Here is a 22,035-nt window from a genome sequence, read left to right as displayed (position 1 = left end):
ATACTCAGTCTCGCGGTGCCGACGGTGAGCGGTGGCCCGCCAGGTACGCGTCCACCCGCGGTCCGATATCGGCCAGCGCCTCCGGCGTGATCAGCCGGTTGTGTTCGAAATCGAGCGTGACCTCGTGTATTTCGCCGTCGACATACGGAATCCAGGTATCCACGTTGGGTTCGGGCGGCCCGGCCGCGGCGGTGAAGAACAGCACGTCGCCGTCGAAGACCTCGGGGCGGTGGGCGCCGATGCGGTGGAGCAGGTGGCGTAGGTCACGGTAGAGGCGGTCGAGATCGGCGGCCGTGAGGGCGCTGGCCGCGCCGGTGGTCGAGCGCAACAGTTCGGCCGCGCGTTCGGCGGTCAGGGCGACGCCCTCCGGGACGTCCACCCCGCCGAACTCGGCGAGCAGCAGTTCGGGGGCGGGCATGCGATCGTCGGTGACCTCGACGTCGGCGCGGGCGTCCATCATGATCAGCGAGGGCACCGGTGCGCCGCGGCGGCGCAACTCCACCGCCACGGCGTGGGCCAGCAGCCCGCCCGCCGAATAGCCGAGCAGATGGTAGGGGCCGTTCGGTTGGGTTCGCTGGATCTCGTCGGCGTAGCGGGTGGCGAGATCGCCGACCGTGCCGCCGTCGGGAATGCCCGGTGACTGGATGCCATGGACGGGCCGCGCCGGGTCGATGTACCGCACCAATCCCGCGTAGCACCAGGCCAATCCGATGGCGGGGTGGAGGCAGAACAGCGCCGGTGCGGTGCCGGTCGACCGCAGGGGCAGCAGTATGTCCGCGGCGGAATCGGGGGTGCTCTCGCTCAGGCGGCGGGCCAGTGCGGCCGGGGTGGGTGCGGCGAACATCAGGTGCAGCGGTACGGCGTCGCCCGTGCTGGCACGCAACCGCTCGGCCAGTCGGACCGCCGCCATGGAGTTGCCGCCGTGGTCGAAGAAGTTGTCGTCCAAGCCGATTCGCGGATTCTCCAGTACGGCCTCGAAGGCGTCGACGACCAGTCGTTCCAGTTCGGTACGGGGTGCGCGGTAGGGACGCAGCGGGACCGGTTCGGGGCGGCCGTGCACCGTCGGGACAGCGGTCGCCGTGGCCACGCCGGTCCAGCCGGTGAGTTCGGCGAGGGTGCTCTCGGGCGCGGTGGTCGCCGCCTCGATCAGGCGCTCGAGGCCATCGGCCATGGTCTGGGCGGTGGTGCGGTCGAACAGGTCGGTGGCGAAGATGAGCGAGCCGGTGATGCCGGCGGGCTCTCCGGCGGGGCCGAAGTGTTCGGCGAGCATCCATTCCAGATCGAACTTGGCGCCGGGGACCGCGGTGTCGAGTGGTCGAACGTGCAGACCGGGCAGCGCGGTCGCCGCCGGGGGCAGGTTCTGGAATGCCAGCAGCACCTGGAACAGCGGATGATGCGCGGTGTCGCGGGTCGGTGCCAGGGCCTCGACCACCTGCTCGAAGGGGAGGTCGAGATTGCCGTAGGCGGCCAGGTCGGCGCGGCGGGTGTCGGACAGCGCGGCGGTGAAGCTCAGTGCCGGGTCTAGATGGGAACGCAGCACGACGGTATTGACGAACATGCCCACCAGATCGTCCAACTCCCCGTCGCCGCGGCCCGCGACCACCGAGCCGATGGCGATATCGGGGACACCGGACAGGCGGGCCAGCAGGACCGCGAGTGCGGTGTGCGCCACCATGAACGGGCTCGCACCGGCTGCCCGGGACAGCACGTGGACGCGGTCGTGCACCTCGGCCGGAATGGTGAAGGCGATGCGGTCGCCGCTGCCCGAGGGGGTGGCCGGGCGGGGCCGGTCGGTGGGGATGGCGTGCCGTTCGGGCAGGCCGTCGAGGGTGGTGCGCCAGAACTCCAGCTGGCGGTGGGCGAGACCGGCCGGATCGTCGGCGGCGCCGAGCAGATCGTGTTGCCAGAGCGCGTAATCGGCGTATTGCAGGGGCAGCGGCGTCCACCGGGGCGGTTCACCGGACAGGCGGGATGCGTACGCGGCCAGCACATCTCGAGCCAACGGTCCCATCGACCAGCCGTCGGCGGCGATGTGGTGGACCGCCATGGCCAGCACGGCGTGTTCGGGTGCCAGGCGCAGCACCCAGACGCGCAACGGGGTCTCCCGGGTGAGGTCGAAGCCACGGGACAGCCGGGCCGCCAGCATGTCGTCGAGTTCGTCTGCGGCCACCTCGAGTTCGCGCACCGGGGTCATTCCCGGTGCGGGAGCCAGGATCTCCTGCCGGGGCAGGCCGTCCGCGTCGACCGGGTAGCGGATGCGCAGGATCTCGTGCCGTGCCACCACATCGTCCAGCGCGGCGCGCAGCGCCGAAATGTCCAGTGCCCCGGTGATGTCGAAGGCGGCGGGGATGTTGTAAGCGGGCGATTCCGGGTCGTAGCGGTTCAGGAACCACATGCGCCGCTGCGCTGCCGACAGCGGGATGCGTTCCGGACGCGGCCGCGGACCGGGCCGGGTGCGGCCGGACGTGGCACCGGAGGTGACGAGTTCGGCCAGCTCCGCCACCGTGGGAGCGTCGAACAGTGCCCGCACCGGTACGGCGGCGTCCAAGGCCGCGCCGAGGCGGGCCACCACGCGGGTGGCGATGAGCGAATTGCCGCCGAGGGCGAAGAAGTCGTCGTCGAGCCAGACCCGTTCGACCGCCAGCACCTCCTGGAACGCGGTCGCCACCGCGCGCTCGGCGGCGGTTTCGGGGGCCCGGCGTTCGACTGCGGTGTGCTGCGGCGCGGGCAGTGCGTCGAGGTCGAGCTTGCCGTTGGCGGAGCGCGGCAGGGAGTCAAGCACCACGATGGCCGAGGGCACCATATAGGACGGGAGTCGCTGCGCGACAGCGCGTTTCAGCTGCGCGACATCCGGCGGCCCGGCCGCGCCCAGCACGTAGGCGACCAGCGCGTCACCGCGACCGTCGGCACGGACGACGGCCACCGCGTGAGCGACGGCCGGGTCGGCGGTCAGCGCCGCCTCCACCTCACCGAGTTCGATGCGCAGGCCGCGCAGCTTCACCTGATTGTCGGTACGGCCCAGATATTCGAGCTCGGTGCCGCGCCGCCGCACCAGATCGCCGGTGCGATACATGCGCTCCCCCGCGGCGCCGTACGGATCGGCGACGAAACGAGCCGCGGTCAGGTCGCCGCGCCCGATGTAGCCACGGGCGAGGGTGATCCCGGACAGGTACAGCTCCCCCACCACACCATCGGGGACCGGGCGCAGCCGGGCATCGAGAATCACGGCCCGCACGCCGGGTGCGGGCGTGCCGATGGTGACGGTGTCCCCCGGATGCAGTGCGGCGCTGCCGGTCGCCCACACCGTCGCCTCGGTCGGGCCGTAATCGTTGTAGTGCGCGCGACCCGGGGCCGACCAGGCGGCCACCAGCTCCGGCGGGCAGGGCTCGCCGCCGTTGATGATCACCCGGAGTGCGTCCAATCCGGCCGGATCGACCGTGGCCAATGCCGACGGGGTGAGCGCGATATGCGATACCTGTTCGCGCGCCAGCAGATCCGCGAGTTCGCTGCCCGCGAAGACGGTCGGCGGGGCCACCACCAGGGTCGCCGCAGCACTCGCCGCCATGACCAATTCCAGTACCGAGGCGTCGAAACTCGGTGAGGCGACGTGCAGTACCCGCGAGTCGGAGGTCAGGTGGCACCGCTTCCGCTGTGCGGCCGCCATATTCGCCAGTCCGGCGTGGGTGACCAGCACGCCCTTCGGGGCACCGGTCGAGCCGGAGGTGAACAGCACGTACGCCGGGTGCTCGGGGCGGATCCGAGGCGGGGGTCGGTGCTGCTCGGCGGCGGTCGGCCCGATGTCCGCGTCGTCCGGATGCCGGCTGTCCAGGTTCCACCAGTGCACGGTGGCGGGCAGGCGGTCTCGGCAGGCGGGCACGGTCAGACCGAGGCGCACCCCGGCCGTGTCGATGATGTGCGTGATCCGCTCGGGCGGATAGGACGGGTCCACGGGGACGAAGGCGGCCCCGGTGCGGGTGACGGCCCAGACGGCGAGGACCGATTCGAGCGAACGCGGAATACCCACGGCCACCACGGTTTCCGGTCCCGCACCCGCGCGGGTCAACTGCCGGGCCAGCCGTTCGGCGCGAGTGTCGAGTTCCCGATAGGTGAGCTGGCGGTCCGCACAGCGGACGGCCACGCCGTCCGGGTTGGCGGCGACGGCCTCGGCCAGGAGATCCGCCAGCGGACGCGGCGTCGCCACGGGCGGGGTGTGCGTGCGCTGGCGGCGCAGTTCCGTCTCGGTGCACAGCTCGATATCACCCACCGGTCGGGCCGGATCGGCGGTGACAACGGTGAGCAGTCGCACCAGTCGCCGCAGGAGCATGCGCACGGTGGTGGCGTCGAACAGGTCGGTGGCGTAGTCGCAGCGCAGCTCCATGCCGTCCGCGCCGCCGGAGACGGTGAGGCTCAGGTCGAATCGGCTCACGGTCCGGGGCAGCTCCAGGGGTGCCACCCGCAGGCCCGGGAGGGTGAACTCCGGGTGGGTGAGGTTCTGGAACACCAGCATGACCTGGGTGATCGGGTGCCGGGCTGCGGACCGGGCCGGTGCCAGCTCCTCGACGAGGCGCTCGAAGGGCAGGTCCGCGTGGCCGAACGCCTCCAGGTCGGTGCGGCGCACGCGTTCGAGCAGTGCGCCGAAGCCCTCCTCGGCGCGGATATCGGTGCGCAGGGCAAGGGTGTTGACGAACATGCCGACGAGGTCGTCCAGTTCGCGGTCACCGCGTCCGGCGATGGGCGTGCCGATCACCACGTCGCGGGCACCGCTGAGCCGGGCCAGCAGGACCGACAGCGCGGCGTGCAGGACCATGAACGGGGTCGCGCGCCGGGTTCGGGCGCAGTGGTCCATGGCCGCCGTCAGGTCGGCGTCCAGGCGGTCGGAAACCTCGGCGGCGCGATGCGAAGCACGGGCCGGGCGAGGTCGGTCGGTGGGCAGGTCCAGCTGGTCGGGTGCGTCGGCGAGGACGTCGGACCAGTATCGAAGCTGGTGGTGCAGCAGGGATTCCGGGTCGTCGGCGGCGCCCAGGCGGGTGTGTTGCCAGAGCGCGTAGTCGGCGTACTGCACGGGTAGCGGCTGCCACGCGGGTGCGGCGCCGCGCACGCGTGCGGTATAGGCGGTCACCACATCCCGGACCAGTGGTGCCATCGAGTACCCGTCCAAGGTGATGTGGTGGGCGACCACCACCAGGACGAAGTCGTCGGTCCCCTCGACCCGGAACAGCCTCAGCCGCAGGGGAACCGAGGCGGTGACATCGAACCCGGTGCCGACGGCGGCCGCCACCGCCGCGCCGATATCGGCCGCGCGCACGGGGATCGGGGTCAGGTCGAGTTCCACCGCCGCGGCCGCCACGATGCGCTGGCTGCCGACGCCATCGATGTCCGGATAGACGGTGCGCAGTGCTTCATGCCGTTCCAGCACGTCGGAAAGTGCGTGACGCAATGCTGTTCGATCGAGGTCGCCCGAGAGTCGCAGGGCCAGCGGAATGTTGTAGGCCGGGGATGTCGGGTCGTAGCGATTGACGAACCACATGCGCTGCTGGGCCGGGGACAGCGGTATCCGGTCGGGCCGTGGGCCCGATACCAGCGGCGGTGGGGCGGCCGTGGTCGCGGTGTCCAGACGGCGGGCGAGATCGGCCACCACGGGTGCCTCGAACAGGGTGCGCACCGGGACAGTGGTGTGCAGGGCCGCGCTCAGCCGGGCGGCAACCCGGGCGGCGAGCAGTGAATCGCCGCCGAGAGCGAAGAAGTCGTCGCGGGCACCCACGTGGTCGGCGTGCAGCACCTCGGCGAAGGTATCGGCCACAACGGCCGCGGTACCGGTCGGAGCCACGTACTCCGTGTGCGGCGCTTCGGGTTCGGGCAGGGCGCGTAGGTCGACCTTGCCGCTCGCGGTGCGCGGCAGCTCGGGCAGCACGGTAATACTCGACGGCACCAGATAGCGCGGCAGCCGCGCGGACAGCCACGCGGTCAGCTCGGTGACCGACGGTGGCACGGCAGGCGCAGCGTCCTGCGATGGGACGCTCGGCTCGGCGTCCGACGGCGACACGGCAGGCTCAGCGTCCTGCGATGGGACGCTCGGCTCGGCGTCCGACGGCGACACGGCAGGCTCAGCGTCCTGCGATGGGACGCTCGGCTCGGTGTCCGACGGCGACACGGTCGGCGCAGTGTCCGACAGCGGCGCGGCAGACTCGGCGACCTGCGGCGGGAAGGTCGGCTCGGTGTCCGACAGCGGCACACTCGACCCAGTGCCTGACAGCGGCACGCTCGACCCGGCGAACAGCGGAGGCTCGGCGGCTGTCGGGGTGCGGAAGGTGATGTAGGAGCACAGTGCGGTCGTGCCCGCGCGGGTGGGCCGGGCCACCGTGACGGCCGACTCCACCTGGGGATGCGCGGTGAGCGCGGAATCCACTTCCCCTGGCTCGACCCGGATTCCGCGCACCTTGACCTGGGAATCGCCGCGCCCCACGTATTCCAGGGCACCGGGCGCGGTATGGCGCACCAGATCGCCGGTGCGGTACAGCCGTTGGCCCACCGTGAACGGGTCGGCTACGAAGCGGCTCGCGGTCAGGGCGGTGCGCCCGGCGTATCCGCGGGCCAGGCCCGGGCCGCGCACGTACAGCTCGCCGACCGTGCCCACCGGAACGGGCCGCAGCCAGCGGTCGAGCACCAGCAGGGTGGCACCCGGTACCGGCGCGCCCACGACGGCGGCGGTGTCGGGGGTCATGGGGTCGCCGAAACTCACCGCCACCGAGGTTTCGGCCGGGCCGTAGGAATTCACCAGGGCGCGAGTGGAACCCAGCCGTGCGACCAGCGCGGGCGGGCAGAGTTCACCGCCGACGATCGCCATCGCCACGCCGCGCAGCTGTTCGTCGCGCAGGGTGGCGAGGACGCCGGGCGTGCAGATCAGGTGGGTCGGCGCACCGGTCGCGATGGCGTCGGCCAGTTCACCGCCCGCACTCGCCTCGAGCGGGGCGATGACGAGCGTGGCCCCGAGAGCGAAGGCGCTCAGCCACACCAGGATCGCGGCGTCGAAACTCGGGTTCAGGGCGTGCAACAGGCGGGAATCGGGGCCGATGCGGCCGTTGGACGCCGCGGCGGCGACCAGGTTCACCAGGCCCGCGTGTGTGACCACCACGCCCTTGGGGGTTCCGGTGGAGCCGGAGGTGAACACCACGTAGGCCGGATGCTCGGGTCGCAGCGGTGCGAGCCGGGCGGTGTCATCGACGGCAGCGCCCGATACGGCGGCGGTGGCCGCGCCGGTCTCGGGATCGTCGAGCAGCAGCCAGCGCACCGAATCCGGGAGTGCCGCATCCGCTCCCGCCGCGCTGACGCCCAGAACCGCACCGCATTCGGCGGCGATGGCGGCCGTCCGCGCGGCGGGCTGCTCGCAGTCCACCGGCACGAACGCCGCGCCGGTCTTGGCGACCGCCCACAGCGCGATCATCTGGTCGACCGAGCGCGGCAGTGCGAGCAGCACGGTACGCTCCGGTCCGGCACCGGCCCGAATCAGCACGCGGGCAAGGCGATTGGACAGCTCGTCGAGCTGGGCGTAGGTAACCGCCGTCGTACCGAACCCGTCGCCGCCGTGAACATTCGAGCCTGGCGTCGCGTGCCCGCTCGAACCCGGCTCCACGCCTCCGCCCCGACCGACGTCCCCAGCGACGGGCTCGCCGCGCCGCGCGGGCACGGTCGGATTCGGGGTGGCCATGGTCGCGGCGAGGGCGTCCGGTGACCCGGTGGCGGTCAGGAGATCCGGTAGGAGACGTGGCGGAAGTGCGGGAGAGCCGGACCATTCCGTGTGTCCGCGATCGGCTGTGCCGCGTATCTCGGCGGTGCGGAGGTTGTCGCCGTCGGCCAAGGTGGTGAGGATGCGGGACAGGGCGCGGGCCATCGACTCGGCCTGGTCGGCGTCGAAGTGGCGGGGTGAGCGGCTGAGGACCAGGCGCAGGCCGTCTCCGGCGTAGGTGGCCAGGGCCAGCGGGTAGTGGGTGCCGTCGTGGCCGCGGATGCCGGTGACGCGCAGGCGGGCCTGGCGGGTCGCGGCGGTGAGGGCCGCGGCGTCGACCGGATAGGACTCGAAGACCGTCGCCGTATCGAAGAGCGGGCCGATCCCGGCCAGCGCCTGGATCTCGTCCAGCCCCAGCGTGTGGTGTTCGGCGAGGGCGCTCTGCTCGGCTCGGACACGGGTGAGCAGGTCGGTCACGGATTCGGCGGGTCGCAGGGTGATGCGCACCGGGACGGTGTTGACCAGCATGCCGATCATGCGATCGGAGCCGGGCAGCTCCGGCGGGCGGCCGGAAACCGTTGCGCCGAAGACGATATCGGTGTCACCGGTCAGCTCGGCGAGCAGCAGCGCCCACGCCACCTGCACCAGGGTGTTCACGGTGACCTCGCGGTCGGCGGCGGCGCGGCGCAGCCTCGCCGCGCAGCCCTCGGGCAGCGGCACCTCGTGGGCGACGGGCGCAGTGGCCGCCTCGCCCCGGGGCGCGGACGGTGCGGCCAGGGTGGGGCCGTCCAGTCCGGCCAGGGCCGAGGTCCAGGCGGCGCGGGCCGGGTCGCGCGGACGGGCGGCGAGCCATTCCAGATAGCGGCGCGGCGCGGGCGGCTCCGCGAATCCGGTGTCACTGCCACCCGTTTCGTAGAGGGCGACGAGGTCACCGAACAGCAGCGGCATGGACCAGCCGTCGAGAATCAGGTGGTGGTTGGTGATGACGAGCCGGAACCGGATCGGGGCCACCGCGATACAGGCGAAGCGCAGCAGCGGTGGGCGATCCACCTCGAACGGGATGCGCAACTGCCGTGCCGCGAGCTCGTCGAGTTCGGCGTCGGTGGCACCGTGCGCGTCCAGCTCGGTCCAGGGCACCTCCACGTCCGAGACGATCACCTGCACCGCCGTTTCCGCGGTCTGCACGAAGGCCGCCCGCAGGGCCGGATGGCGACGCACCAGGGCGGCGGCCGCGGCGGCCAGCCGATCGCGATCGAGTTCGGCCTCGATATCGATCACGGCCTGCACCGAATAGCCGTCCAGCCCGTCCGGGGCGAGCTGCGCCTGGAACAGCAGGCCGCGTTGCAGCGGCGTCAGCGGCCACACATCGTCCAGGTGGCCGAAACGCGCCTCCCAGGAATCGATCTCGGCCTGCGTGGTGGCGACCAGCGGAAGGTCGCTCGGCGTGCGGCCGCCCGCCTCCGGCTCGGTCAGCCGCCGCGCGATCTCGGTCACCGCCGCCAGCCAGTCATGGGCGAGTTCGTCGGCGGCCTCGTGGTCGATGGCCGCGCAGGCGTACTGCCAGACGGCGTGCAGTCGGGTGCCCCGCTCGGTCACCAGGGCGGCGGCGTCCACCGACAACACCGCGGCCAGCGGCATATCCGGATGCGCGTGCCCGCCCAGCCGATCCGTCATCCCCACCGGCATCCAGTCGGCCTCGACGGCGGCACCGGGAATCTGTCCGAGGTAGTTGAAGCCGATTTGCGGCTCCGGCAACGCGGCGAGGTCTCCCCCGGCCGGGTTCAGATATCGCAGCAGACCGTAGCCGACACCGCCCGCGGGTACCGAGCGCACCTGCTCCTTGACGGTCTTCACTACCGCCGCAACGGTTTCCGCGGCGGGCCCGATCCGCAGTGGCACCTGCCGGGTGAACCAGCCGACCGTCCGCGACAGCTCCGCGCCGGGAGCGACGGCCTCGTCCCGGCCGTGCCGCTCCACGGTCACCACGGTCTCGGCATCGGGCCGCCCGCGGCGCGCGCGGAACCGCGCCAGCGCCAGCACCAGCCCCGCTAGCAGTGCCTCCTCCACGCCGCAGCGGTAGGCCGCCGCCACCCGCGTGAGCAGCACCTCGGTCTCGGCCTCGGGCAACTCCACGCGAATCCGGCCCGCCGTCCGATGCGTGTCCACGGCCGGGTCGAGCCGACGGCGACCGAGGACCGGGTCCGGAGCCAGGACGGCACGCCAGTGCTCGAGGCCGCCGAACCGGTCGGCGAAACCCTCCGGCAGCCCGTCCGCGTCCTCATCGACAGCCAGGGCATGCAGGACATGCGCCCAGGTGCGTACGGACGTTCCCGTCTCCGGCAGGTCGGCGGCATGTCCGGTGCAGGTTCGCGACCACGCGGTCATGAGATCCGGCAGCAAGATGCGCCAGGAGACGGCGTCGCAGGCGAGATGGTGAGCGGCGACGATCAGGCGTCCCGACGCCGCCGGCCCCGGATCCAGCCAGGTCAGGGCGAGCATCCGGCCGCCACGGGGATCGAGCCGCCGCACGGCCTCGGCGAGTTCGCGGTCGACGCGCGGGTCGGGATCACCGCACGGCACCCGGGTCAGCAGCCGTTCCGCGTCGGCGACCTGCGGCGGCGGCACTTCGAGCACCGGTCCCGCCACCGATTCCACCACCCGGGCGCGCAGCATATCGTGGCGATCCAGCAGTCCCTGCACCGTGCGGGCCAGGGCCGCGGGTTCGATGCCGATGGGTAGCCGCACCACCATGGACTGGGCGAAACGCTCCCAGCCCGGACGCGCCAGCAGCCAGGCGGCGATGGGGGTGAGCGGCATGCGACCCACTCCCCCACCCGGCAGCTCCGGGAGGCGACGCGGCGCATCGGACGTCCGGTGCGCGGCGGCGGCCAAGGCGGCAGGGGTGCGGTGTTCGAACACGTCGCGCGCGGAGAACACCAGCCCGGCGGCGCGGGCGCGCGACACCAGGCCGATGGCCATGATGGAATCGCCGCCCAGGGCGAAGAAGGAGGACTCGGGGTCCACCGGCCCGGAACCCAGTACCTCGCCGAACAATTCGCACAGCAGACGCTCGGCCTCGGTGGCCGCCGCGCGCCGCCGCACCGGCGACGCCACCACCGGTTCCGGCAGGGCCGCGCGGTCCACCTTGCCGTTGCCGGTGAGCGGCAGCGCACCCAGCACCGTCACGGTGGCGGGCACCATGTACGGGGGCAGCCGCCGGGCGGCGTGCTCGAGCAGTTCCGGCTCACCGATCCGGGCGCCCGCCACCGGCACCACATAGGACGCCAGGGCGGTCCCGGCGCCGATCGGGCGCGCCACCGTCACCGCGATCTCCACACCCGGGTGGGCATCCAGAACGGCGTCGATCTCACCGAGTTCGATCCGCATCCCGCGCAGCTTCACCTGGAAGTCGCCGCGGCCCACGTATTCCAGGACACCGGGGGCGGTCCAGCGCACCAGATCGCCGGTGCGGTAGACGCGTTCGCCGGACGGCGCGGCCACGAAACGCTGCGCGGTGAGTCCGGGCCGCCCGGCATAACCGCGCGCCACGCCCGCACCGGCCACGTACAGTTCACCGACCACGCCGATCGGGACCGGGCGCAGCAGTCGGTCCAATACCAGCACCCCCACGCCGGGGATCGGATTCCCCAGGCCCGCAGGAACTCCCGGCAGCAGCGCGGCGGTGTAGGTGACGGCCACCGTGGTCTCACTGGGGCCGTAGGAATTCAACAACCGCCGCCCGGGACCGAAGCGGGCCACCAGCTCGGGCGGGCACGGCTCCCCACCGGTGGATACCGCCCGCACCCCGTCCAGCGCACCGGGATCCAGGGTGGCCAGCACGGCGGGTGTCGAACACACCTGTGTCACACCGTATTCGCGCACGATACGGGCCATGTCGCCACCGAGCACCGGGTCGGCGTCGGCGACCACGAGCGTCGCCCCGGCCGCGAACGCCTGTAGCCATTCGAGGACGGCGGCGTCGAAACCCGGGTTGAGACATTGCAGTACACGTGAGCCGGGGGTGACGTCGTAGGCATCGACGATCGCGGCGGCCAGGCCGGCCAGGCCGCGGTGGGTCACGACCACGCCCTTGGGGACGCCGGTCGACCCGGAGGTGAACACGAGATAGGCGGAATTGTCGATGCGGGCGCGGGACAGCGGCCCCTGCGGCTCCGCACCCCGCGACCCCCAACTCTGCGGCTCCGGGCCACCCCCTGCGACCTCGACTGGTTCGCCGGAATCGGCTTCCAGCACGAGCCAGCCGACCGAACCAGGCAGTCCCGGAAGCGTTTCCGCGACCGTCAGGCCCAAGCGCGCATCGCACTCCCCGGCGATCCGCAGCACGCGATCACCGGGTAGCGCGGTGCCCAGCGGCACGAAGGCGGCCCCGGTCTTGGTGACCGCCCAGACGGCGACCACCGCGGCCACCGAGCGTGGGAGGGCCAGCAGCACAGGTGTTTCCGGTCCCACCCGCACCCCGGTCGCGGCACCCGCGGCGATCAGCCGGTGCGCCAGGCGATCCGAGAGCGCGTCGAGTTCGCCGTAGGTGAGCCGACGGTTCCCCGACACCACCGCCACGGCGTCGCGCCCGGCGCGACGCAGACCGTCCCGCAGGATGTCCGGAAGCAGCCGCGGCCGCGGCGGTCGCGGACCGAACGCGCCCCGCGACACCGCCTCGTCGGCCAGACTGCGGTAGGCCAGCTCCGACAGCGGCGTCGCCGGAGCCGCGTCGAGCAGCGATTCCAGCAGTGTCAGGAAGCGACCGTGGTGGCGGCCGAGCGAATCCTCGTCGTAGAGGCGGGGATTCGCGGCGAAATCCACATGGATCGGCGCGTCGGCGCCGTGCTGGTAGAAGTTGACGAACAGATCCTCGATGGGTCCGGAGGTGAGCACGTGCAGGCTCGACTCCACCCCCTCGAAGTCGATCCCGCGCGGGAACAGCATGATGTTGACGACCGGGCCGACCAGACCCCGGCCGAACTCGGGCTGATCCTCCGCGCCGTCGCGCATATCCTCGTGCCGGAAGCGCTGATGGCGCAGCGCACCCGACGCCGCCACCCGCAACGCCTCCATGACGTCACCGACGGTGCCGCGGTCGGGAACCGGGACCCGCAGCGGCACCACATTGGCGATCATGCCGCCCGACCGCCGCAGCAGCGCGGTGGTACGACCGGAGACCGGCAGGCTGATGACCACCTCGTCCATGGCGGTCAGCCGCGCGTAGTACAGCGCCAGCGCCGCCATCACCAGGGTGGCGGAGCTGGCGTCGAAGCGGCGCGCCGCGGCCTCGAGCCGCGCGGCCCTCTCCGGCGACAGTTCACCGCGCTGCTCCCGGGCCAGCGCGCGGGCCGGTGCGGTCGCCGAGACCAGCGAGCAGCGTTCGGGCATACCCGCCACGATCTCGCGCCAGTACCGCTGATCCGCGCGGTAGCGGCTCGAATTCCGGTACGCGACTTCGGCTTCGTGCACCTCGAGCAGCGAGGCGGCGCTGCTCGGCGGCGCCGACTCCCCGCGCGTCGCCGCGTTGTACAGCTCGGCCACCCGATACAGCATGCTCACCGAGCCGAAGCCGTCGATGAGGATGTGGTGCGCCCGCGAGTACCAGAGGTGATGGTCGGCGCCGACCTTCAACACCACCGTCATCCCGACCCGGTCGCCCAGCAGGTCGATGGGCTCGGCCACCTCGGCGCGCATCCACTCCAGTGCCGCCGCCATCGGATCCGGCCGCCCGCTGAGGTCGAGGTAGCCGACCGCGGTCTCCAGGCTGGGGTCGACCACCTGGTGCGGCTCCCCGTCGATCTCGACGAGACGCAGCACCCCCGAACCGAATTCGCGAGCGGCGGTGATCGCGGCCGTGCGCAGCCGCTCCCGATCCAGTGGTCCGCGCATCTCGATGTACTGGGCCTCCGAGAGCGGAACGCTCGGGTCCAGCTGCTGTGCGTACCACATGCCGGACTGGGCCGGAGACAGCGGAAATACCGTGGCGGTCGCCTGCGCCGTGACTTCGCGCGTCATGGCCGGTCACCGGGCGGGCAGCGGGCAGGCGGAATCCTCCGGCTGCACCTCGTAGGCGGGTACCGGTGCGTCGGCGCGGGAGGTCAGGCGTCCCACCACCACCGATCGCACATGCGCCGGAATCATGGGCGCGAACTTGCGGACGTAGGCGTCCATCCATTCCGTACGGCCGAGTAGGAATGGGAAATCGGTGGTCATCATGGTGCGCACCACCAGCATGGGCAGCGGTGCGTCCAGGGGCCGAAATTCCTTGTTCCACAATCCCGGTTGATCACAGCCGGGATAGAACTGTCCCAGCATGAATCCGCGTTCCACGAAGCTGCTCTTGAATTCCGCGTGCAGATCGTCGATCAGCGAATAGTCCCCGAGGTTCGGGAACACCGTGATCAGTCCGCGCAGCACCGAGGTGGAACTGCCGTTCCCGGTGGGTAATTCGGGATAGATTTCCAGGGCGTCCTCGATGATCGTGCGCATCCAGCTCAGCCGCGGCCGGACGGCCGGGACCTGTCCCAGCCAGAGCAGATCACGTCGGATGGAGGGCCGGACGTACGGACATACCGGTCCGTCCCGACCCAGGTCGTCGCAGGGCTGGGTCAGAAAACGATCCGCCCAGGATTTGAATGAAGTTACAGTGGACCGCGCCGCGGTACACATGGATAATGACTTGTCCCCCAATGAGACCCATTGCAGGCCCGAGCGGGGACCGATTACTCGCTCGCTCATGACTCACCTCAGGCAGATAGAGCTACAGCGTCAGGCGCCGATGCCCACACACATAAATAGTGCGACGGTCATGGGTTGTTAACACGAGTAGTCGCATACCCGAATTTCTGCGTGTGCCCCGAATTTTTGGGGCAAAAAGCAAAAAGAAAGGACCGGTCGATTTCGACCGATCCTTTCCTGTGACCTTATTCAGGCACCCAGCAGCCGCGTGGCCAGGTAGTTCTCCACCTGATCGAGGCCGATCCGCTCCTGCGCCATGGAATCCCGTTCCCGAACCGTTACCGCCTGGTCCTCCAAGGTATCGAAATCGACAGTGATACAGAACGGGGTACCGATCTCGTCCTGGCGGCGGTAGCGGCGACCGATGGCCTGGGCGTCGTCGAACTCGACGTTCCAGTTCTTGCGCAGCCGTGCCGCGAGATCCTTCGCCTTGGGCGAGAGGTCGGCATTGCGCGACAGCGGCAACACCGCCGCCTTCACCGGCGCGAGGCGGCGATCGAGCCGCAGCACGGTGCGCTTCTCCAGCACGCCCTTGGCATTGGGCGCCTCGTCCTCGCTGTAGGCGTCGATGAGGAAGGCCATGAGCGAACGGGTCAGGCCCGCCGCGGGTTCGATGACGTACGGGGTGTAGCGCTCACCGGTGGCCTGGTCGAAGTAGTTCAGATCGTTGCCGGAATGCTCGGAGTGGGTCTTCAGATCGAAGTCCGTGCGATTGGCGACGCCCTCCAGTTCACCCCACTCGCTACCGGCGAAGTGGAAGCGGTACTCGATGTCGACCGTGCGGGTCGAGTAGTGCGAGAGCTTTTCCTTCGGATGCTCGTAGAGTCGCAGGTTCTCCGGGGCGATGCCCAGATCGGTGTACCAGGCCAGCCGGGTGTCGATCCAGTACTGGTGCCACTCCTCGTCCTCGCCCGGCTTGACGAAGAACTCCATCTCCATCTGTTCGAACTCGCGGGTGCGGAAGATGAAGTTGCCCGGGGTGATCTCGTTGCGGAAGCTCTTGCCCATCTGGGCGATGCCGAACGGCGGCTTCTTGCGCGCGGTGGTCATGACGTTCGCGAAGTTCACGAAGATGCCCTGCGCGGTCTCCGGCCGCAGGTAGTGCAGGCCCTCCTCGGACTCGATCGGGCCCAGGTAGGTCTTGAGCATCATGTTGAAGTCGCGCGGCTCGGTCCACTTGCCGACGGTGCCGCAGTCCGGGCACGCGATGACCTCCATGGACACGCTGTCCGGGTCGTCGATGCCCTTCTTCTCCGCGTAGCCCTCCTGCAGGTGGTCCTGCCGGTGCCGCTTGTGGCAGTTGAGGCATTCCACCAGCGGGTCGTTGAAGACCGCGACGTGACCGGAGGCGACCCACACCTGCCGCGGCAGGATGATCGAGGAGTCCAGGCCGACCACATCCTCGCGGCTGGTGACCATGGAACGCCACCACTGCTTCTTGATGTTCTCCTTGAGCTCGACTCCCAGCGGGCCGTAATCCCACGCCGACCTGGTGCCGCCATAGATCTCACCCGACGGGTACACCAGGCCCCGGCGCTTGGCCAGGTTGGCGACGGTGTCCACCTTCGACTTGGGTGCCACTCGAGATTTCTCCATCCGGTCCGGAAGATTGCAAGGGATTGGCTCCAGACTATCGGCACCGACCAAGCGGATTTGCACCCACTCGCCTCCGATGTCGCGGCCCCCACATATCCTGCCGGTGCCGACTCTCCGCGCGCCTGTTTGACATGCGCACCTGTGCATACCAATAATGGCAGTGGTTTCCAATAAGGAGTTGGTTCGATGACCGCCGACAGCGGCGCCCCCACGCGGCGATCCCGCGTGGACACCGAAGCGCCGACCGCGATCCCGCACGACCCGTACCCGTACCGGTCGCCCACCCCACCTGCCGTCCCGCCGCGCGGCATCCTCGACAATGCCGGGGAACTGCTGCGCGCACTGGCCGCACCCGTGCGCATCGCCATCGTGCTGCAACTGCGCGAATCGCCGCGCTGCGTGCACGAACTGGTCGACACCCTGGGTGTCACCCAGCCCCTCATCAGCCAGCACCTGCGGATTCTCAAGTCCGCGGGCGTCGTGCGCGGTGAGCGGACCGGGCGCGAAGTGATCTACGAACTCGTCGACGAGCATCTGGCGCATATCGTGGTCGATGCCGTGGCGCATGCGGAGGAAGGGTGATCGTGGCGGGGAAGTCGGAAGCCAAGACGGTCGGGGTCCGCAGCACCCGTCAGCGCAGTGCCATCTCGGCGCTGCTGTCCGATATCGAGGAGTTCCGGTCGGCGCAGGAGTTGCACGACGAACTCCGCAAACGAGGCGAGGGCATCGGGCTGACCACCGTCTACCGGACGCTGCAGTCGCTCGCCGACGCCGGGCACGTGGACGTACTGCGCACCGACTCCGGCGAATCGGTGTACCGGCAGTGCTCCAAGGGCCACCACCACCATCTCGTCTGCCGCCACTGCGGGCGCACGGTCGAGGTGGAGGGGCCGACCGTGGAGGCGTGGGCGGACACCGTCGCGGCCGAACACGGATTCAGCGATATCAGCCATACGGTGGAGATCTTCGGCTGCTGCCGAGCGTGCGCCAACGGCAAGCGCTGAGCGCGATCGCGACAGCCGCCACGCCGCGAGGTCGAACGCACATCACGCGACGGCGCAGCGCCCGCTCCCGGAGGAGCGGGCGCTGCGCCGATGTCGCCGGGTGATCCGTCAGGCGGCGACCGGGACCGGGGCACCGACCGGGGCCTCGACCCGGCGGGCACGCACGGCACCCAGTCCGAGCAGGGCCAGGGCCGCGGCGGCCCAGACCAGCAGGACGGTCAGCGGTGCCGCCGCACCGGCGCCGTCGAAGAACGCCACCGAGCGGAGCAGGCTGGCCGCCGCGCCGGGCGGCAGCAGCTGACCGAGGGCGCCCCAGGGCTGCGGCAGGAGTTCGGGAGCGGAGGTGGCCCCGGAGAAGGGGTTGCCGATCAGCAGCAGGGTCAGCGCGGCCAGTCCGATACCCGCGCGGCCGACGGCGGTGGCCAGTCCGACCACGGTTCCGGCGACGGTGAAGGAGACCAGACCGGCGATGGCGGCGAGTGTCCAGTAGGACCCGGGCAGGATCGACAGCCAGCCCTGCACGATGGCCATGCTCAGCAGTCCACCGGCGACGGCGAAGCTGAACAGTCCCGTGACGCGTCCGCCGACCGCGGGGATCAGCAGGGACAGCAGCACCCCGGCGGCGAGACCGGACATCACCAGGGGCAGCACCATCGCGCCGAATCCGGCACCGCGCGGATCATCGGGATCGGCGGCCACCACATCCTCGACGGGAGCGGCGGGGGTGCCGGCGAGCTGCTGACCGATGGCCGTGAGCTGTTGCGCCACCGCGGGACTCGCGCCGGAGGCGATCAGCACCCGGGGTTGTCCGTCCCCGGTCACGATGGCGCCGTACACCTCGCGCTCGTCGATGGCGGTGCGGGCGGCGGATTCGTCCGCGACGGTGATGATCTCGAAGGCGTCCGCGTCGCGCTGGGTGAGTTTGTCGGCCACCACGGCCGATTGCGGTCCGGCCACGGCGATGGGCAGCTCCCGCGCCCCGATATTGACGGCGGGCCAGGCGAAGGCGATGAGCATGACGGCCTGGATGAGGGCGGCGGCGATCCCGAGGGCGATGGCGCGCTGGGTGGTGTTCATCAGGTGGCTCCCAAGAAAATCGGAGGCTCGTTCTCTTTTGATGGGACAACCCTGACATCCGGTTGTCAGCTTGTCAAGAACGGATATTCGTTTTACTTTTGAACCATGCCCAGAGTCAGCGAAGAACACCTGGAACGCCGCAGGCAGCAGATCCTCGAAGCCGCCCAGACCTGCTTTGCCCGCAAGGGCCTGCACACCGCCACCATGCAGGACGTCTTCGCCGAGGCCGGACTCTCCGCGGGGGCCGTCTACCGCTACTTCAAGAGCAAGGACGACATCGTCGCCGCGCTCATCTACCAGGCCAGCAGCGGACTGCGCGAGTCGCTCACCGCCGCGGTGCACCGCGATCCGCTGCCCACTCCCCCGGAGCTGGTGCGCCTCATGGCCGAGACGATCACGCAGCAGGCCGGACCCGGCGGTCCGGTACGACTGCTCCCCCAGGCGTGGTCGCTGGCGCTCACCAACCCGCACATCGCCGACTTCGTGCGCACCAATATCGGCAGTATCCGCGGGCTCTGGATGGAATACGCCCGCCGGATGCGCGACGTCGGCTGGCTACCCGAGAACGCCGACACCGAGGCCGTCGCCAAGACGCTCATGGGCATCCTGCCCGGCTACATCCTGCAGCACCTCATCATCGGCGACACCACGCCAGAAGACATCGCCCGCGGCACCGAACTACTGTTCCCGCAGTACCGGGCCGACGAAATCGCTCCCGCCTGAACGGGATTCACGGCGGTGCGCTCAGTCCACGGGCTCGTCCGGCCGTAGCATGGGCACCAGGAAGCGCCGCGCGATCTCGGCCAGCCGCTCGTCGTCGTCCAGATCGACGATCCGGCTCGGGATCGCCAGGAACGACGCGCAGGTGCGCACCATGAGTTCGGCCACCAGATCGATCTGAACCGCCTCCGACACCGTGCCCGCCCGCTGCTCCTGACGCAACTGACCGGCCACGAATTGACTCACCATGGCCACCGTGCGCCCGTCGTCGCCGATGAGCGAACTCACCAGGTGGTTCGGCTCCGCGGCGATCAGACCGCCGATCAGCGGGTTGTTCCGAATGGTGCGCAGGGAACTCACGAACCCGAGCACCACGCGGTCGGCCGCGGATTCGGCGGGCGCGATATCCAGGAAGAACTGGCGGAAGTACCGGCGGAACTCACGCAGTATCACCTGTTCGACCAGCAGGTCCTTGGTGGCGAAGCGGCGGTAGAGGGTGATGCGGGAGACCCCGGCGCGCCGCGCCACATCCTCCATGGTCGAGCGCTGGATGCCCAGCCAGCAGAACTGCTCGAAGGCCGCGTCGAGCAGTTTCGCCCGGGTGGGGTCGGTGTCGTCGACGCGCGCGACGACCTGCTGATAGGCGCGTTCGAGCAGCGTCTCCGCATTCGGGTCCGGATTGTGAACGGGCAGCGCAGATTCCACGTGTCCTCCTGAGAGGGACAATGGTACACAGATGCGGCAGCTGTTTCATTACGTCACGGCCGCCGTATCCGAATCGCTACGGCAGCAGCCCCTGCCGGGCGCGCCCCGCCCCCGACAGCACCAGCAGCAGCATGGTCGCCAGCGCCTCATCGTCCAACCCGGCCGCCGGGAAGGTGTAGCGCAGGATGACATCGGCCTGCTTGTCGTGGCCGATCACCGTGATGGAACCGAACTGGAGCCCGGCATTGCGCTCGGCGACGCGCTTGTGCAGCTGCGGTTTCAGCGGCCGGTCCCAGGCCAGCACGCAGGTCAGGGTGAGCACGTCCAGGCCGGGAGCCAGGTTCACCCCGCGCAGTGAGCAGAGCGCGCCGTCGTATTGGAAGCCCAGACCGCCGTCCTCCACCTGCACCGAGACGTCGTAGCGCTCCAGGCACGCACCGGCGCGGGCCTGGAGTTCCTCGGCGGTGGTCGTCTCGCTCACTTCACCCCACCGAACCGGCGATCGCGCTTGGCGTATTCGAGGCACGCGGCCCACAGATTGCGGCGGTCGAAATCCGGGAAAAGCGTGTCCTGGAAGACGTATTCGGCGTACGCGGACTGCCACAGCAGGAAGTTGGAGCTGCGGAACTCACCCGAGGGGCGCAGGAACAGGTCCACGTCCGGCATATCCGGCTCGTCCAGGAACCGGGCGAAGGTATCTTCGTTGATCTTCTCCGGATCGATCTCGCCCGCCTGCACCCGGCGCGCGATTTCCCTTGCCGCATCGGCGATCTCGGCGCGACCGCCGTAGTTCACGCACATGGTCAGGGTCATCACCGTATTGTCCCTGGTGAGTTCCTCGGCGACCTCGAGTTCCTTGATCACGCTGCGCCACAACCGCGGTCGCCGCCCCGCCCAGCGCACCCGCACCCCCATCTCGTGCATCTCGTCGCGCCGCCGCCGGATCACATCCCGGTTGAAGCCCATGAGGAAGCGCACCTCATCGGGGCTGCGCCGCCAGTTCTCGGTGGAGAACGCGTACGCCGACAGCCACTTGACCCCGATCTCGATACAGCCCTCGACGGTATCCATGAGCACGGCCTCACCCCGCTCGTGCCCCGCGGTCCGCGGCAAACCCCGCTCCTGCGCCCACCGACCGTTGCCATCCATCACCAGCGCCACATGCCGGGGCACGAACTCGGCCGGAATCTTGGGCGGCGTCGCCCCCGACGGATGCGGCGACGGCGGACGCACGGCAGGCATGGCTACGGAGGACTTGCGATTACCGATCACGCCCCCAATCCTGCACCACGCCGCACAGCGCCCGACCGAGACCGTCGCTATCTCCGCCAACTCTCCACAAGTCGGCCGCGCCGCTCGCGGTCAGGAGCGCTGGCGGACACCGAGGGTCGAAGGTCAACCCACCTGGGATGCCGCCGAGGCTTCGAGGGGTTCGTGGGGGCGGGTGCGTTCGATGAGGGGAAGGGTGCGGAGCTGGCGTTCCAGGTGCCATTGCAGATGGGCGGCGATCAGGCCGGTGGCCTGGCGGCGCAGGTGGTCGGGGACGGTGTCGACCACCGACCAGTCGCCGCGCTCGAGGGCGTGCATGTGGTCGAGGACGCCGAGGGCGGGGGTGGCGGCGCCGGGTGGGCGGCAGTGCACGCAGACCGCGCCGCCGGCGGCGACGTGGAAGGCGCGGTGCGGGCCGGGGGTGGCGCAGCGGGCGCAGTCGGTGAGTGCGGGGGCCCAGCCCGCGAAACCCATGGCGCGCAGCAGGAAGGCGTCCAGGATGAGTTCGTGCGGGCGGTGGGCGGCGGCGATGGCGCGCAGGGCGCCCGCGGTGAGGGTGTGCAGGCGGGGGGCGGGGGCGCGTTCCTCGCCCGCCAGCCGCTCAGCGGTCTCGAGCACCGCGCAGGCGGCGGTGTAGCGGCCGTAGTCGGCGACGATATCGGCGGCGAACGCCTCCACCGTGTGCACCTGGGTGATGGTGTCGAGGGTGCGGCCGGGATACAGCTGCACGTCCACGTAGGCGAACGGCTCCAGCCGCGCCCCGAACTTGGACCGGGTGCGCCGGGCCCCCTTGGCGACCGCGCGCACCAGCCCGTGCTGGCGGGTCAGGAGCGTGACGATGCGATCGGCCTCGCCCAGCTTGTGCTGGCGCACCACCACGGCATGGTCCCGATACAAACGCACGCGGGTAAGTCTCCCACGTCGCCCCGACGAATCGCGATGTCGGCCGGAGCCGAGTCGCGACGCGGGCGGGAAGGACAGCGTGGCGGAACCGGACCTGCCGACTGCGGGCGCCGGCTGGGTTCGTTCGCGGCAGCGGATCGGGCGGGGGTTCCGGACGGGCACCGCGGCACGGCGATCGTGATCACGGGGCGGCGGGGCTGGCCGGATAACGAGACGAATTCGCTCCGGCAACGCGGAGCCGCCGTCATTCGGCCCACCGTCCGCCGGGGCCTCATCCAAGGGAACGACATGTCTTATTCC

General features: G+C 70.5%; 11 protein-coding genes. 3 read left to right on the top strand and 8 right to left on the bottom strand.

Features of this window, described 5'->3' with window-relative positions:
- Positions 1 to 4: 4 nt before the first annotated feature.
- From FOH10_RS06145 to FOH10_RS06135, 3 genes are all read right to left on the bottom strand, one after another.
- Complete coding sequence (locus FOH10_RS06145) at positions 5 to 13,738, bottom strand: non-ribosomal peptide synthetase (protein ID WP_143979986.1); 13,734 nt, start codon at positions 13,736 to 13,738, stop codon at positions 5 to 7.
- A 6-nt stretch (positions 13,739 to 13,744) separates the two neighbouring features.
- The gene (locus FOH10_RS06140) at positions 13,745 to 14,392 is read right to left on the bottom strand and encodes a DUF6875 domain-containing protein (RefSeq protein WP_342355917.1); all 648 of its coding nucleotides are present in this window, start codon (positions 14,390 to 14,392) and stop codon (positions 13,745 to 13,747) included.
- 258 nt (positions 14,393 to 14,650) lie between these two features.
- Positions 14,651 to 16,042, bottom strand: a complete 1,392-nt coding sequence (locus FOH10_RS06135) for a glycine--tRNA ligase (RefSeq protein ID WP_143979984.1) — start codon at positions 16,040 to 16,042, stop codon at positions 14,651 to 14,653.
- 201 nt (positions 16,043 to 16,243) lie between these two features.
- Between FOH10_RS06135 and FOH10_RS06130 the strand changes: the two genes are divergently transcribed.
- Together FOH10_RS06130 and FOH10_RS06125 are read left to right on the top strand one after the other, a co-directional pair.
- Complete coding sequence (locus tag FOH10_RS06130) at positions 16,244 to 16,639, top strand: ArsR/SmtB family transcription factor (protein ID WP_228807276.1); 396 nt, start codon at positions 16,244 to 16,246, stop codon at positions 16,637 to 16,639.
- Between the two features lie 2 nt (positions 16,640 to 16,641).
- Positions 16,642 to 17,061 (top strand): Fur family transcriptional regulator, encoded by a 420-nt coding sequence (locus FOH10_RS06125; protein WP_172544842.1) that lies wholly within the window; start codon positions 16,642 to 16,644, stop codon positions 17,059 to 17,061.
- Positions 17,062 to 17,169: 108 nt separating this feature from the next.
- Here the strand turns inward: FOH10_RS06125 and FOH10_RS06120 are convergent, their stop codons facing one another.
- A complete protein-coding gene (locus tag FOH10_RS06120) occupies positions 17,170 to 18,138 on the bottom strand; it encodes a hypothetical protein (RefSeq protein ID WP_143979983.1) in 969 nt (322 codons plus the stop codon).
- 105 nt (positions 18,139 to 18,243) lie between these two features.
- Here FOH10_RS06120 and FOH10_RS06115 point away from each other — a divergent pair, with 105 nt between their 5' ends.
- Positions 18,244 to 18,861 carry a TetR/AcrR family transcriptional regulator gene (locus tag FOH10_RS06115; RefSeq protein ID WP_143979982.1) on the top strand — a complete coding sequence of 206 codons (618 nt, stop codon included), beginning with the start codon at positions 18,244 to 18,246 and terminating at the stop codon, positions 18,859 to 18,861.
- A 21-nt stretch (positions 18,862 to 18,882) separates the two neighbouring features.
- Here FOH10_RS06115 and FOH10_RS06110 read toward each other — a convergent pair whose 3' ends face one another.
- The 4 genes from FOH10_RS06110 to recO form a co-directional block, all read right to left on the bottom strand.
- Positions 18,883 to 19,563, bottom strand: coding sequence for a TetR/AcrR family transcriptional regulator (locus FOH10_RS06110; RefSeq protein ID WP_143979981.1), 681 nt, complete (start codon positions 19,561 to 19,563; stop codon positions 18,883 to 18,885).
- A gap of 76 nt (positions 19,564 to 19,639) precedes the next feature.
- Complete coding sequence (locus FOH10_RS06105; RefSeq protein WP_143979980.1) at positions 19,640 to 20,044, bottom strand: CesT family type III secretion system chaperone; 405 nt, start codon at positions 20,042 to 20,044, stop codon at positions 19,640 to 19,642.
- Positions 20,041 to 20,805 (bottom strand): isoprenyl transferase, encoded by a 765-nt coding sequence (locus tag FOH10_RS06100; RefSeq protein ID WP_039811539.1) that lies wholly within the window; start codon positions 20,803 to 20,805, stop codon positions 20,041 to 20,043. Before FOH10_RS06100 ends, FOH10_RS06105 begins: the two co-directional genes overlap by 4 nt.
- 153 nt (positions 20,806 to 20,958) lie before the next feature.
- On the bottom strand, positions 20,959 to 21,735 hold the full coding sequence (gene recO / locus FOH10_RS06095; protein ID WP_143979979.1) for a DNA repair protein RecO: 777 nt from the start codon (positions 21,733 to 21,735) through the stop codon (positions 20,959 to 20,961).
- Positions 21,736 to 22,035: the final 300 nt, after the last annotated feature.

Source organism: Nocardia otitidiscaviarum (assembly GCF_007362295.1).
Taxonomy (GTDB): domain Bacteria; phylum Actinomycetota; class Actinomycetes; order Mycobacteriales; family Mycobacteriaceae; genus Nocardia; species Nocardia otitidiscaviarum.
This window is presented reverse-complemented; position numbering and strand designations above follow the sequence as displayed.

What these genes read in the sequence shown, in the direction of transcription:
- FOH10_RS06145 (WP_143979986.1), bottom strand. Translation starts at nt 13,738, where the DNA reads ATGACGCGCGAAGTCACGGCGCAGGCGACCGCCACGGTATTTCCGCTG.
- FOH10_RS06140 (WP_342355917.1), bottom strand. Translation starts at nt 14,392, where the DNA reads ATGTGTACCGCGGCGCGGTCCACTGTAACTTCATTCAAATCCTGGGCG.
- FOH10_RS06130 (WP_228807276.1), top strand. Translation starts at nt 16,244, where the DNA reads ATGACCGCCGACAGCGGCGCCCCCACGCGGCGATCCCGCGTGGACACC.
- FOH10_RS06120 (WP_143979983.1), bottom strand. Translation starts at nt 18,138, where the DNA reads ATGAACACCACCCAGCGCGCCATCGCCCTCGGGATCGCCGCCGCCCTC.
- FOH10_RS06115 (WP_143979982.1), top strand. Translation starts at nt 18,244, where the DNA reads ATGCCCAGAGTCAGCGAAGAACACCTGGAACGCCGCAGGCAGCAGATC.
- FOH10_RS06100 (WP_039811539.1), bottom strand. Translation starts at nt 20,805, where the DNA reads ATGCCTGCCGTGCGTCCGCCGTCGCCGCATCCGTCGGGGGCGACGCCG.